General features: G+C 73.7%; 13 protein-coding genes and 1 pseudogene. 3 read left to right on the top strand and 11 right to left on the bottom strand.

Going from position 1 to position 13,538, the window contains the following annotated elements:
* Positions 1-13: 13 nt before the first annotated feature.
* The 6 genes and pseudogenes from ACIGO6_RS17240 to ACIGO6_RS17265 all read right to left on the bottom strand — a co-directional run.
* Positions 14-1,273 (bottom strand): MFS transporter, encoded by a 1,260-nt coding sequence (locus ACIGO6_RS17240; RefSeq protein WP_399876570.1) that lies wholly within the window; start codon positions 1,271-1,273, stop codon positions 14-16.
* Between the two features lie 280 nt (positions 1,274-1,553).
* Positions 1,554-3,341, bottom strand: coding sequence for a PucR family transcriptional regulator (locus ACIGO6_RS17245; protein WP_399876572.1), 1,788 nt, complete (start codon positions 3,339-3,341; stop codon positions 1,554-1,556).
* Between the two features lie 168 nt (positions 3,342-3,509).
* Positions 3,510-4,226: a DUF5701 family protein gene (locus ACIGO6_RS17250; protein WP_399876575.1), complete on the bottom strand. Its 717-nt coding sequence runs from the start codon at positions 4,224-4,226 to the stop codon at positions 3,510-3,512.
* Positions 4,223-4,885, bottom strand: coding sequence for a CatB-related O-acetyltransferase (locus tag ACIGO6_RS17255; RefSeq protein ID WP_399876577.1), 663 nt, complete (start codon positions 4,883-4,885; stop codon positions 4,223-4,225). The genes ACIGO6_RS17250 and ACIGO6_RS17255 overlap by 4 nt, the downstream gene beginning before the upstream one ends.
* Entirely contained in the window at positions 4,882-5,853 is a 972-nt protein-coding gene (locus ACIGO6_RS17260; protein ID WP_399877015.1) for a virginiamycin B lyase, read from the bottom strand. The genes ACIGO6_RS17255 and ACIGO6_RS17260 overlap by 4 nt, the downstream gene beginning before the upstream one ends.
* A gap of 36 nt (positions 5,854-5,889) precedes the next feature.
* Positions 5,890-6,684 (bottom strand): annotated as a pseudogene (locus ACIGO6_RS17265) (alpha/beta hydrolase); the annotation flags it as partial.
* On the opposite strand from ACIGO6_RS17265, the gene ACIGO6_RS17270 reads away from it, so the two are divergent.
* The 3 genes from ACIGO6_RS17270 (at position 6,593) to ACIGO6_RS17280 (ending at position 10,338) form a co-directional block, all read left to right on the top strand.
* Positions 6,593-7,234, top strand: coding sequence for a TetR/AcrR family transcriptional regulator (locus ACIGO6_RS17270; protein ID WP_399876578.1), 642 nt, complete (start codon positions 6,593-6,595; stop codon positions 7,232-7,234). The pseudogene ACIGO6_RS17265 and the gene ACIGO6_RS17270 sit on opposite strands and share 92 nt — an antisense overlap.
* A 67-nt stretch (positions 7,235-7,301) precedes the next feature.
* A complete protein-coding gene (locus tag ACIGO6_RS17275; protein WP_399876581.1) occupies positions 7,302-8,501 on the top strand; it encodes an AAA family ATPase in 1,200 nt (399 codons plus the stop codon).
* Positions 8,502-8,658: 157 nt separating this feature from the next.
* Positions 8,659-10,338: a VWA domain-containing protein gene (locus tag ACIGO6_RS17280; protein WP_399876582.1), complete on the top strand. Its 1,680-nt coding sequence runs from the start codon at positions 8,659-8,661 to the stop codon at positions 10,336-10,338.
* Between the two features lie 38 nt (positions 10,339-10,376).
* On the opposite strand, the gene ACIGO6_RS17285 is transcribed toward ACIGO6_RS17280, so the two are convergent.
* The 5 genes from ACIGO6_RS17285 to ACIGO6_RS17305 all read right to left on the bottom strand — a co-directional run bounded on the left by ACIGO6_RS17285 (position 10,377) and on the right by ACIGO6_RS17305 (position 13,258).
* On the bottom strand, positions 10,377-11,534 hold the full coding sequence (locus tag ACIGO6_RS17285) for an RNA polymerase sigma factor (protein ID WP_399876584.1): 1,158 nt from the start codon (positions 11,532-11,534) through the stop codon (positions 10,377-10,379).
* Positions 11,531-11,941 carry a YciI family protein gene (locus tag ACIGO6_RS17290; RefSeq protein ID WP_399876586.1) on the bottom strand — a complete coding sequence of 137 codons (411 nt, stop codon included), beginning with the start codon at positions 11,939-11,941 and terminating at the stop codon, positions 11,531-11,533. The genes ACIGO6_RS17285 and ACIGO6_RS17290 overlap by 4 nt, the downstream gene beginning before the upstream one ends.
* A 116-nt stretch (positions 11,942-12,057) precedes the next feature.
* The gene (locus ACIGO6_RS17295; RefSeq protein ID WP_399876589.1) at positions 12,058-12,471 is read right to left on the bottom strand and encodes a hypothetical protein; all 414 of its coding nucleotides are present in this window, start codon (positions 12,469-12,471) and stop codon (positions 12,058-12,060) included.
* Between the two features lie 28 nt (positions 12,472-12,499).
* Entirely contained in the window at positions 12,500-12,928 is a 429-nt protein-coding gene (locus ACIGO6_RS17300) for an SHOCT domain-containing protein (protein ID WP_399876590.1), read from the bottom strand.
* 126 nt (positions 12,929-13,054) lie between these two features.
* Positions 13,055-13,258, bottom strand: coding sequence for a hypothetical protein (locus ACIGO6_RS17305; protein ID WP_399876591.1), 204 nt, complete (start codon positions 13,256-13,258; stop codon positions 13,055-13,057).
* Positions 13,259-13,538 lie beyond the last annotated feature (280 nt).

Raw genomic sequence — 13,538 nt, forward strand, 5'->3', positions numbered from 1 at the left:
GCCCCGCGCTCCCTCAGACCGCGTCGAGGTCCCTGTCCTTCGTCTCCGGCAGGGCCAGGACGCAGAGCAGGGAGAGGAGGGCCATGGCGCTCATGAACCAGCCGCCCACCGTCGCGCTGTAGTTCTCGGCGAGGGCCGTCACGATCAGGGGTGCGGCAGCGCCGCCGAGGACTCCGCCGAGGTTGTAGGAGAAACCGGCGCCGGAGTAGCGCATACGGGTGCCGAACAGTTCGGGCATGTAGGCGCCGGCCGGGCCGTAGATGATGCCCATGCACAGCAGGGCTCCGCTGAGGGCGACCGCGATGAGGACGTAGTTCTCGGTGTCGAGGAGCGGGAAGAGGACCGCGCCCCACACGATGCCGAAGACGGCGCCGCCGATGATCAGCTTGCGGCGGCCGATGCTGTCCGACCAGCGGGCCACGACGTACGTCGAGACGCCGAGGACCGCGACGGCGACCAGGGTCAGCAGCAGCATGTCGTTCTTCGGGATACCGAGGTCGTCGGTGGTGTACGTCATGCAGTAGGTGGCCGCCGTGTAGAACATGACGTACACGACCGTGATCATGCCGGCGCCGAGCAGGATCTCCTTCGGGTGCACACGGAACGCCTCCAGCAGGGGCGCCTTGGCCGTCTCACGCTGTTCGGTGACCTTCGAGAAGGCCGGGGTCTCGGCGATCCGCAGCCGGATCACCAGGCCGACGGCCACCAGCACGAAGGAGATCAGGAACGGGATGCGCCAGCCCCAGCTGTCGAAGGCGTCGTCGTCGAGCACCGAGGACATGATGAGGAAGGTGAGGGTCGCGGCGAAGTAGCCGACGGGCGAGCCCATCTGCGGGGCGGCGGCGTACAGGCCCCGCTTGCCCTTCGGCGCGTGCTCGACGGCGAGCAGTGCGGCGCCGCCCCACTCGCCGCCCAGTCCGAGGCCCTGGATCACGCGGAGGAGCACCAGCAGGATCGGGGCGGCCACGCCCAGGGTGTCGTATCCGGGCAGGAGCCCGATGACGCCCGTGGACAGGCCCATCATCAGCAGCGAGACGACGAGGACGGCCTTGCGGCCGACGCGGTCGCCGAAGTGGCCGAAGATCGCCGCGCCCAGTGGCCGCGCGGCGAAGCCGACCGCGAAGGTCGACAGGGTGGCGAGGGTGCCGGCGGTCTCGGACAGTTCGGGGAAGAAGGCGTCGTTGAGGACGAGGGCGGCGGCGGTTCCGTAGATGTAGTAGTCGTAGAACTCGATGGCCGTGCCGATGAAGCTGGCGGTGGCGACCCGGCGCATGTCCGAGGAGCCCTGCTCCTCAGGTGCGCAGGCCGGGGGCGTTGCCGGGGCGGGGGGTCCGGACTGGGGGGTGCCAGGGGATGCGGATGACGGCATGAGGGGCCTCCGGAGCGGTGAGGGACAAGGACGCCGTCGCAGAACGCGAACAGGGTGTGAACGTAAGCCGACGTCATCGGCCCGGTTCTTGTCCGCCCGGACAGCGCTCGGCCCCTCGTCCTGTTCGACCGGACAGGGCGACCGGACAGGGCGGTCGGGCAGGGCGGTCGGACCGGGCCGGGCCTCAGGGCGCCGGGAAGGCCGTGGCCTCGCGCTCGTGTCCGTCGAGGTCCAGGCGCAGCTGGAGGGCGGCGGCCAGCCGGTGCTCCGGGTCGTCCAGGTCGAGCCCGGTCAGCGCCACGGCCCTGCGCACCCGGTAACGCAGTGTGTTGGGGTGCACGTTGAGGTGCTGGGCCACCGCGCCGACGTCGCCGAAGGCGTCCAGGTAGAGCAGCAGCGACCGGGCCAGGTCGGTGCCCTGCTCGCGGTCGCGGACGACCAGGTCGGCCACCGCCGGGAAGCGGATGCCCGGGGCCCCGGCGAGCAGGTCGAGCGTGTCGCGCACCAGCAGCGCCGGGGTGAGCCGGGTGTGGGTGCCGACCGGGACGCCGGGGGTGCGGGCCAGCAACAGCAGTGCCCGGTGCCCGCGCAGCTTGACGGCCGGGATGTCGGCCAGGCGTTCCGCCCGACCGGCGAGGACCGCCTGGACGCCGGTCCCGGTCAGCCGGCGCAACGTGGTCACCAGGTCGCCGGTCCAGCGCAGCAGCGGGCCCTCGGCGTCGGCGCCCGATCCGGCCGGAGGCGCCGGAAGGATGGCGTAGATCTGGCCGCAGGCCTGGACGACGAGGGCGTTCTTCCGGTGTGCGGCGGCGTGCACGGAGATGATCCCCGCCGCCTCGGCGCGCTGGGCCGCCCAGTGGCCGGTGCCGTTCTCGCCGGTGGGCTCGCGCAGGTCGACGGCGAGGACGTCCGCGCCCGCGGACGGATCGATGCCCAGGTGGGCCGCGAGCGCGGCGGCGTCGAAGCGGCCGGTCAGCAGGCCGTGGCTGAGTTCCTCGCGGGAGGCCAGCCGGGTCCGTGCGTCGCCCTGGAAGTAGTGGTCGACGAGGTGCGGGGCGGCCAGCCGGGCCGCGCCGCGCAGCATCTCGGGCGCCCGCTCGGCCAGCGGCCGGGCGCCCTCCTGCACCCAGATTGATCCCAGGGGCCGCCGCCCGGAGTTGACGCCGATCACCAGCCGGGCGCGCGCCCCCAGCTCCAGGTGCTCCGCGACCTCGACGACCTCGTCGCCCGCCCGCAGCCGGCGGTGCACGCCGAGCTTCCGCAGCAGCGCCAGATACGGCTCCGGGCAGCTGCGGCCCAGTACGGACAGCCGGCGCAGCTCGTCGGCCTCGTCGCCGGAACCCGCGTAGGCCACCACCCGGTGCGCCGCGTCCTCGATGCTGACCAGGCCCCCGGTCAGCGTCGCCACGGTCTGGGCCAGCGAGAACAGGTCACCGCTCCGGTCCGGCCCGAGCCCGAAGGCGCCCCGCCCGTGGTCCAGCACCGTGCGGGCCTCGGCCGCCACCCGGTCCCAGCGCACCCCGGCGGGAATGCCGAGTACGGCGATCCCGGCGCGTTCGGCGGCCGCCCGCACGCCCCGGGGGAGGGCGCCCGCGGGTTCCGGTGGGTCCGCGGGCGGGTGCTCGTCCGTGTCCGGAGCGGCCGGCACGGGCAGGCGTACGGCGACGGCCGCGGCGCCCGCGGCACCGGCCGCCGTCACCATCGCGGCGGCCTCGGGGCCGCGCGCGCCGACCGCGAGGACGAGGGCGCCGGAGATGCCGTCGCCGGAGCCGACGTCGTCGGAGTCGACGTCGTCGGGCGGGCCGTCGAGTGGTTCGCCCGGCTCGGCGATGACGAGGTCGCGCACCTCGGTGACGGGCCCGCACCACAGGAGGCCCGGCCCCAGCAGGTCGGCGAGGCGGCGGACCACGGTGTCGACCGGGGTGCCGCGACGGTGGCGGGCGGCAGGCCCGGGCAGGGCGGCGTCGTTCACGGCAGCAGCGTAGATGTGCTGCCGGGACGGACCGGCCGGCCGCCCGGCCTCGATTGGGTCAAGACCTGCCGGAGCACGCCGGCCGGGGTGAACCCCTGCCTAGGCAGGACGGCCGGCCCACGGGGGTGAGCGCGGCCGTCCCGGACGACAGCGGTGCGGGGGGTGCGCTCAGGCGCGGCGGGAGCCCGCGGACGCCATGCCGAGCCAGGTGTGCGGGTTGCCCTCCCAGCACCAGCCGAGCTTCGGGGCCTTCTGGCTGATCCAGATCGCCGGGACCCGGCGGTCGCCGGAGCGTGAACCGCCCAGCGAGAAGCACTTGTTCTTGACCAGGAGCTGCGGGACGTGGGTCATCAGCGCGATGCCCTCCTCGATGGTGAGCAGACCGCGCCCCCGCTCGGCGACGGTGGCCATCGCGTCGTTCGGCACGACACCGCAGAACTCCTCCCCGCGTTCGACGTCGAACAGCAGGTGGACACCGTCCCGGCCGGGCGGCTCGGCCTCCTTGGTGGCGACGAACCGTTCCAGGGAGCCGGGCTCGAAGGTGCGGTCGACGAAGCCGGGCAGCCGGCCGCCGTGCAGTGCGGTCAGCGGCATGGTCCGCTCGACCGGGGCGAGCTCGCGGCTGACGACCAGGACGAACGGCACCCGTCCGGTGACGGCGGGGTCGTACTCCTGGCCCGGGTCACCCGCGTGGGCCACGGCCTCGGCGCGCAGCGGCGCCACCAGCTCGGCGAACTGCTCCGGGGTGCGCCCGCCGAGCGCCGGGTAGCCGAGCGCGGTGAGGGTGTGGACCTGCCGGTCGAACTCGGCGGCGGCGTCGTAGGCGGAACCGGCGGAACCGGCGGAGTGGGCGGAGTGGGCGGGGGAGTGCGTCCGGTCGGTCAAGCGAGGTTCTCCTTGGTCGCGATGGTCTCGATGTCGGCCGGGCTGCCCGACATGATCGTCCTGACGTGGCGGGTGACCAGCTCGATCGGCCAGTCCCACCACGCGGCCCGCTGGAGCCGCTCGACGTCCTCGGCGTCGTACCGGGCGCGGATGGGCCGGGCCGGGTTGCCGCCGACGACGGTGTACGGGGGGACGTCGCCGGTGACCAGCGAGCCCGCGGCGATGATCGCCCCGTCCCCGATGCGCACGCCGGGCATCACGGTGGCGCCGTAGCCGAACCACACGTCGTTGCCGACGACCGTGTCGCCGCGGCTGGGCATGGTGGTGACGAGGTCGAGGGTGGCCTCGGCCCAGGCGCCGCCGAACATGGTGAACGGGAAGGTCGACACGCCCATGGTGGGGTGCTCGGCCCCGGCCATCAGGAACCGGGTGCCGGAGGCGATCGCGCAGTACTTGCCGATGATCAGCTTCTCCGGCCCGTAGGCGTAGAGCACGTTGCGGGTCTCGAAGGCGGTGGCGTCGTCGGGATCGTCGTAGTAGGTGAAGTCGCCGACCTGGATGCGCTCGTCGGTGACGAGCGGCTTGAGGAGGACGACCCGCGGATGCTGCGCGAGCGGGTGGAGGACGCCGGGGTCGGGAGCGGCGGCGGGACCGGTCATGCGGTGACCTCGATTCTGGCCAGGGAGCCGGTTTCCAGGGCGCACCACAGGGCGCCGTCGTGCACGGCGATGCCGTGCGGTTCGCTGTCGGGGCGGGAGAGCGCGTACGAGGTGATGCGGCCGTCGACGGTGATCCGGCCGACCCGGCCGCTGCCCCACTCGGTGAACCAGAGCGCGCCGTCGGGCCCGGCCGTGACCGCGTGCGGCCGGGCCGCCGGGTCGGGCAGCGGGTGCTCGGTGACGGTGCCGTCGACGGTGATCCGGCCGATCCGTCCGGCGCCGATCTCGGTGAACCACAGCGCCCCGTCGGGTCCCGCGGCGATGCCCACCGGGGCGGCGCCCTCGGTCGGCAGGGGGTGGGCGGTGCCGTGGCCGTCGGTGGTGAGCCGTCCTACGGCGTTGTGCTGGTTGAGGGTGCACCACAGGGCGCCGTCCGGGCCGGCCGCGATGGCGGACGGGAAGGCGCCGGGCGCCGGGTACTCGGTGATCTCGCCGTCCATGGTGATCCGGCCGATCCGGTCGGCGGACGAGAGGGTGAACCACATCGCCCCGTCCGGCCCGGCGACGATCCCGAACGGTCCGCCCTCGGGGGTCGGGGGCGTGAAGGAGGAGTAGGTGCCGTCGGGGGAGAGGCGGCCGATGCGGTGCGCCCGGTACTCGGTGAACCACATCGCCCCGTCCGGCCCCCGCGCGATGACGGTCGGCCCGTCCCCGACCGGGTGGACGGTGACGCTCCCGTCGCCCGGGTCCCGGCGGGCGACGGCGCCCTGGTGGACGAGGGTGAACCAGAGGGCGCCGTCCGGCCCTTCGGCGAGGGCGTAGGGGCCGGCCTCGGGGCCGCTGACGGTGAACTCGCGTACGGGGGAGGGGGTGAGGGAGGGAGCGGGGGTGGGGTCGGGGTCGGGATCCGACTTGGCGTCGGGCTCGGTGCCGGGGTCGGCGAGTAGGCGCCCGACCTCCTCGAACAGTGGGGCGCCGTCGTCCTCGGAGAGGTGGAACGCGTGCTTCATGCCCTCGTGGACGCGCAGGGTCACGCTCACCCCGGCGTCCTGCGCGGCCCGCGCGAACCGGCGGGCGTCGTCCAGCAGCACCTCGTCCCCGCCGACCGCGACGAGCAGCGGCGGCAGCCCGCGCAGATCGCCGTACAGCGGTGACTGCGGCGCTTCGGTGGCGTCCGCGCCCGCGAGGTACTGGGCGCAGACGGAGGTGAGGACGGTCCGGTCGATGACGTCCTTGCCGTCGTTGGCCGTCAGGGAGTCGCCGGTGAGGGCCAGGTCGGTGACGGGCGAGACGACGACGGCGGCTTCGGGCCGTGGCCCGCCGGTCCGCTCGATCTCCAGCAGGGCGGACAGGACGAGCGTCGCCCCCGCCGACTCGCCGAAGAACGCCACGCGCGCGGCCGGAACGCCCTGGTCCAGCACGCTCCGCCAGGCGGCGAGGACGTCCTCGAGCGCCGCCGGGTACGGATGGGCGGGCGCCAGCCGGTAGTCCACCCGCAGGACGCGCCGCCCGGTGGCCCGTAACAGTCGGCGGGCGAGGGCCCGCTCGGCCTCCGGTGCGGTGTGGGCGAACCCGCCCCCGTGCACGTAGATGACGGCGCCGTCGCCAGTGCCGCTCCCCTCGAAATATTCATTCATCGGAGATAACTTTACGCACGGGCTATGTTGCCTGTCAACATAAAAATACAACCGAGGTAAGATTCTCTCCATGGATCCGAACACACCGGCACTGGGCCTGCGCGAGACCAAGAAGCGCGAGACGCGGCAGCTGATCTCCGACCAGGCGACCAGGCTCTTCATCGAGCAGGGCTTCGAGCACACGACGATCGCCGAGATCGCCGACGCCGCCCGCGTCGCCAAGAAGACGGTGACGAACTACTTCCCGCGCAAGGAGGACCTGGCCCTCGACCACCAGGACGAGTTCGTCGCCGCGCTCGCCGACACCGTGGCCGCGCGCGAACCGGGGGAGACGCCCCTGACGGCCCTGCGCCGCGCCTTCCTGGCGGCCGTGGCGGCCCAGGACCCCGTCGCGGGCTTCGCCGGCCCCGCCTTCACCCGCATGATCGCCGACAGCCCCACCCTCACGTCCTGCCTGCGCGGCCTGCACGACCGGCGAGAGGAGGCGCTGACCGCGGCCCTGGCCGAGGCGACGGCCACCTCGCCCGACGCCATCACGCCCCGCACGGCCGCGGCCCTGCTCGGCGGCGTCCACCGCGTCCTGTTCACCCGCATCCAGCAGCTGACCCTGGCCGGGCGCACCAACCCGGAGATCGCGGAGGTTTTGACGCAGGAGGCCCGGCAGGCCTTCGACCTGCTGACCCCGGCCCTCGCGGAGTACGGCCGCTCCTGACCGAAAGCCCCGCGGTGGGGCCTCCCGGTGGCGCTATCTTGCTCGGGGCAAGGGCGAGGAGTCGAAGATGGACGCGCAGGGGGCGCAGGACACGGCCGCGAGGCTGCGGGCGATCGGCGACGAGCTGGCGGACCGGTTCTACGAGCGGGCCGACGTGGTGCGGACGCTGGTGGTGACGCTGCTGGCCGGCCGCCACTCCCTGGTGCTCGGCCCGCCCGGGACGGCGAAGTCCGAGATGGCCCGGGAACTCACGGGCCGGATCGACGGGGCGTCGTACTGGGAGATCCTCCTGTCGAAGTTCACCGCGCCGACCAGGATGTTCGGCCCGGTCGACGTCGCCGCGCTGGCCCGCGGTGAGTACCGCCAGGTCTACGACGGCCGCGCCACGACCGCGCACGTCGCCTTCATCGACGAGATCTTCAAGTGCTCCACGGCCGCGCTGAACGAGACGCTGGGCTACCTCAACGAGCGGATCTACCACCCCGAGAGCGGTGGCGCCCCGATCCGCTGCCCCCTGATCGGGGCCATCACGGCCAGCAACGAACTGCCCGGCGGCGAGGACTCGGCCGCGATCTACGACCGGCTGCTGGTGCGCATCGAGGTCGGCTACCTGCAGGACCCCGCCAACTTCGCCGCGCTGGTCCGCTCCGCCGTCGGCCGCCCGGCGGAACCACGCCGGACCACCGTCGAACTGGCCGCGCTGCAGCACGCCGTGACCGAGGCCGTCCCGGCCGTGGAGGTCCCCGACGCGATCGTGGACGCGGTGTGCACCCTGCGGGCCGCCCTGCGCCGCAGGGAACTCGTCGCCTCCGACCGGCGCTGGCGACAGGCGGTGGGCCTGCTCCAGGCGTCGGCGTACCTCGACGGCCGCGCGGAGGTCACCGAGTCCGACCTGTCGGTGCTGACACACGTGCTGTGGGACTCCCCGGCCCAGCGCCCCACCGTCGAGCGTGAGGTGCTGCACCTGGTCAACCCCGACGCCAAGGAGGCGCTCGACCTGGCCGACGTCATCGACGAGCTGGAGGCCCAGCTCGACGCCATGGCCGGGCAGTCGCGCGAGGCGCTGAGCGAGTGGGTCATCAAGAAGGCCCACAACCAGCTCGCCATGGCGGGCAAACGGCTGGAGAAGCTGCGTGCGGAGGCGACGAGCGCGGGCCGTTCCACGACGGCCCTCGACCGGGTCACCGGCCGCCAGCGCGCCGTCCGCGCCCGCGTCCTCACCGAGGCCCTCGGCATGGACGCGAGCATGATCCAGACCCAGCTCTGACCACCGAACCGCGGCACGGGGGCCGGGTCGTGGAGGGAGGGGGACAGGGCGGTGGGGCAAGGGGGCCGGGCTGTGGGGCAACGGGATCGGGCTGTGGGTTTAGGCGGACCCGGTCGTGGGGCAACGGGGCCGGGCCGTGAGGCAGGGGGACCAGGCCATGGGGCAAGGGGACAGGGTCGTGGGGCAGGGGGACCAAGCCGTGGGGGAGGTTGACCGGGCCGTGGGGGAGGCAGACCAGGCCGTGGGTGGGGCCGGGGCGTCGAGCGGGCCCGTCGCCGCTCCCGGGCGGCACACCGCGGTCGTCGTCGCGGACCGGTTCGACCGGATCACCTGGCGCGACACCTACGTACAGTCGGCCGGCCTGCGTGAGCTGGCCGAGGAGCTGACCGACCTCCACGACCACGCCACCGACCTCCTGACCGACGCGTTCCTGGCCGCCTACAAGGCCCGTCCCCGGGTGCGCGAGCGCGCCGACATGGACCCCTCCCGGCTGGTCGACCACCTGATCGTCACCTCCCTGATGGAGTCACCGGCCTTCGCCGAGCTGCACCGGGAGACGGCCGGCGATCCCTACGCCGCCGCCATGGCCGTGCTCGCCCAGGCGCCCGCCCTGCGCCGGATGCTGGAGGGCACCCGGGACGCCGGGGAACGGGCCGAGGCGGCGCGGAAGGCCCGGCAGGCCGCCGACGACGCGGCCACCGCCGCGGACGAGGCGCTCCGGCAGGCCGCCGACGGGGACGGCACCGCGCCCTCCCCGGCCGCCGACGCCGTACGCCAGGCCGCCGACGCCGTACGGCAGACGGCCGAGGCCGCCGAACGGGCCGACGCCGCCGCACGCCAGGGCGCCCGGGATGCCGCGCCGTCCCTCGCGGCGGCGGCCCCCGGTGTCCGTGCCGCCGCGCGGAACGCCACGGCCACGGCGGCCGGGGCCGCCCGCGAGGAGGCCGCGCTGATGCGGGCGTGGGGCGTGGGCCCCGGCGAGCTGGAGCGGATGCCGTTCGACCGGCGCGCGCGGCTCGCCGAGCGGCTGCGCACCGGCCGTCTCGCCCGGTGGGCCGACCTGATCGGCCGCTTTCGGCAGATGGCCGACGGCGAGCGCGCCCGCAAGGTCGAGAACGCCACCGGCGAACTGGTCGGCGTCACGCTCGGCGACGACCTCTCCCGCGTCATCCCCTCCGAGCTCGCGAACCTCGGCCTGCCCGCACTGCGCGCGGTCTTCGCCGCCCGCTACGCCGCCGGGGAACTGATGCTCTACGACAGCCAGGGCGAGCAGACCACCGGTAAGGGCGCCGTCATCGCGTGCGTCGACACCTCGCACTCGATGTACGAGGCGGGGCCCGGCGGGATCACCCGGGAGGCGTGGGCCAAGGCGTGCGCCCTGGCGCTGCTGGACCAGGCCCGCCACGCGGGACGCGACTTCGTCGGCATCCTGTTCTCCGCCGCCGACAAGCTCCAGGTCTTCCGCTTCCCGGCCGGCGAGCCCGCCGGCACCGCCCAAGTCCTCGACTTCGCGGAGACCTTCCTCGGCGGCGGCACCAGCTACCAGCGGCCACTGACCGCGGCCCGTGAACTGCTGGAGGAGGAGTTCGACGACGCCGCCCGTGCGCGCGGCGACATCGTGATGATCACCGACGACGACTGCGGCGTCACCGAGGACTGGATGCGCGGCTGGAACGAGGCCAAGCACCGGTTGGGCTTCCGGGTCTTCGGCGTGGCCGTCGGCGCCCCGCGCGTCGCCGAGGCCGACTCGGTCCTGGACGCCCTGTGCGACAACCTCCGCTGCGTCGAGGACCTCACCGACGTCCACGCCGCCGCCGACCTGTTCCGCCTGATCTGACCCGGCCGGCGCCCCGGAGGCGCGCCGAGCGCGACCCGTCAGTGACGACGCCGGGTGTTGATCCGGGCGGCCCGGCGCGTCAGGTGGTCGCGCTCGGCGAGGTTGGGTGCCTTCCGGGCCGCCTCGGCGTACAGCCGTGCCGCCGTCGCCAGGTCGCCGTCGCGCTCGTGGAGGTACGCCGCCACCGCCGCGTGGCGGGGCAGCGAGTCGTCCAGCGCCGCGAGCGCCGCCAGTCCGGCGCGCGGTCCGTCCGCCTCGCCGACGGCCACCGCGCGGTTGAGCCGGACGACCGGGCTGTCGGTCAGTCGCACCAGCTCGTCGTACCACTCGACGATCTGCACCCAGTCGGTCTCCTCGGCGGTGGGCGCGTCGGCGTGCAGGGCCGCGACGGCGGCCTGCGCCTGGAACTCGCCCAGCCGGTCGCGGGCGAGGGCCGCCTGAAGGATCTCGACGCCCTCCGCGATCGACGCGGTGTCCCACCGGCTCCGGTCCTGCTCGGCCAGCGGGACCAGGCTGCCGTCGGCCGCGGTACGGGCGGCGCGCCGGGCGAGGTGGAGCAGCATGAGCGCGAGCAGCCCCGCCACCTCCGGGTGGTCGACCCGGTCCGCGAGCTGCCGGGTGAGGCGGATCGCCTCGGCGGCGAGGTCGACGTCACCGGAGTAGCCCTCGTTGAAGACCAGGTAGAGGACGCGCAGCACGGTGGCGACGTCACCGGGCCGGTCGAACCGCACCCCGGACACGGTGCGCTTGGCCCGGCTGATGCGCTGCGCCATCGTCGCCTCGGGCACCAGGTAGGCCCGGGCGATCTGGCGGGTGGTGAGCCCGCCGACGGCACGCAGCGTGAGCGCCACCGCGGACGACGGCGTGAGCGAGGGGTGGGCGCACAGGAAGTAGAGCTGGAGGGTGTCGTCCACGGCGGGCGTGGGCCCGGGCGCGGGCTCCTCGTCGACGCGGTCCTCACGCCGGCGCCGCGCGGCGTCCGCCCGCGTCGCGTCGAGGAACCGGCGCCAGGCCACCGTGACCAGCCAGCCCTTCGCGTCCCGCGGGGGATCGTCGGGCCAGACGCGGACCGCCTCGACGAGCGCGTCCTGCACGGCGTCCTCGGCCGCCGCGAAGTCGGCTCCGCGGCGGACGAGGACGGCGAGCACGCTCGGCGTGAGGCTCCTCAGCAGGGCCTCGTCGACCACAGGGGTCACTCGGTGACGGTGGTGGCCGGCGCGGTCAGGAACGGCCGTACCTCGAGCCACTCGTGGATCGGCCTGCCGCCGGCCCCGGGGGCGGCGGAGAGTTCCCCGGCCAGCTCGACGGCGCGCTCGTAGCTGTCGACGTCGATGATCATCCAGCCGGCGATGAGGTCCTTGGTCTCGGCGAAGGGGCCGTCGGTGACCGGCGGGCGCCCCTCACCGTCGTAGCGGACCCACGCTCCCTCGGGGGCGAGCGCCTGGCCGTCGACGAACTCGCCGCTCTTCTCGAGCCGGGACGCGAAGTCCTGCATGTACTGCATGTGCGCCGAGATCTCCTGCGGCGTCCACTGGTCCATGGGCACGTCGTTCACGGCCGCCGGGGCGCCGCGGTAGTGCTTGAGCAACAGGTACTTGGCCATGGTGCTTCTCCTCGGTGGGGTGCGGCCCATTGTGGCCGCGTTCACTCCGAGGACGGAGCCGCCGACGCGTTCTCGACATCACCGGCGGCCCGATTTCCGCAAGCAGCCTGTGGAGGTCAGACCGTGTCGCGATGGACCACGGTCAGGGCCCAGATGATGAAGCCCGACATGGTGATCGCCACGATCGACCACACCGGGTAGTACGGCATGGAGAGGAAGTTGGCGATGATCACCAGTGCGCCGATGGTCACGCCGGCGACGCGTGCCCACGTCGCGGTCTTGAACAGCCCGAAACTGACGAGCATGGCGAGTGCGCCCAGTACGAGGTGGATCCAGCCCCAGCTGGTGAGGTCGAACTTGAAGACGTAGTTGGGCGTCGTGACGAAGACGTCGTCCTCGGCGATCGCCATGATGCCCCGGAAGACGCCGAGCAGGCCGGCCAGGAAGAGCATCACGGCCGCGAAGGCGGTCAGGCCGGTCGCCCAGTCCTGCCTCGCCGTGTGCACCGGCCGGGTGTGTGTCGCGGTCATCTTGCGCCTCGATTCGTGGTGGGGGGTGCTACGTCGGGCCGTGGCCGCTCAGGACCAGTTCCTTGGCCTTGCGGAACTCCTCGTCCGTGATGGCGCCCCGGTCGCGGATCTCGGAGAGCCTGGCGAGCTCGTCGACGCTGCTGGGCCGGTCGCTCGCCGCGGTCTTCCTGATGTAGGCGTTGAACTCCTCCTGCTGGGCCCGTGCCTGCGCCCGCTCCCGGCGGCCCATGTTCCTGCCGCGGGCGATCACGTAGACGAACACGCCGAGGAAGGGCAGGACGATGCAGAACACCAGCCAGCCGGTCTTCGCCCAGCCGCTCAGTTCGTCGTCACGGAAGATGTCGGCGACGATCCGGAAGAGCAGGACGAACCACATGATCCACAGGAAGATCATCAGCATGGTCCAGAAGGCGCCCAGCAGCGGGTAGTCGTACGCCAGGTAGGTCTGCGCGCTCATGTCCGTCCTCCGTCGTCCGTCCCGGGCGTGTGCCCGGCCGCCGTGCCGTACCGACTTCAGGGTGCCGACGGCCACTGCGTACGGCCTCACCCTGCGCGGGTGAGTGTGCGGCGGCCCGGCCGCCCGTCACCGGACCTCGGGCACCTGCCGCATCTCCATGACGTGCAGCCCCAGTGACTGGCAGCGCGACAGCAGCCCGTACAGCTGGGCCTCGTCCACGACCGTGCCGTACAGGACCGTCTGGCCGGACATCACGACGTGGTCCAGCTCCGGAAACGCGTTCGCGAGCGTCTCCGACAGGTGTCCCTCGACGCGGATCTCGTAACGCACGAGCGGTCCCTCCGGCGACGGGTGGCCGGCACTCTGCCCCTTCTCCTTCCCGTCGATCGTCCGCCGCCGGGTCCGGCGCGTGCCTCACCCGGTACAGGTGACCCGGTACCGATCCGGCGGGCTCCTGCGTGGACCAGCCGGGCTGACGGCGACTGCCGCGCCCGCCGACCGGTGGCCCGCCCGGCCCCGGCTCTGCTGGACACCGACGCCTCCCTCCATGCACCTCACCCCCCTCACGCCTCCCCTCGCGCCCGATGCGGGCGCCCCGCGCCTCACCCGC

Source organism: Streptomyces sp. NPDC053750, from assembly GCF_044544295.1.
In the GTDB taxonomy this organism is placed as follows: Bacteria; Actinomycetota; Actinomycetes; order Streptomycetales; family Streptomycetaceae; genus Streptomyces.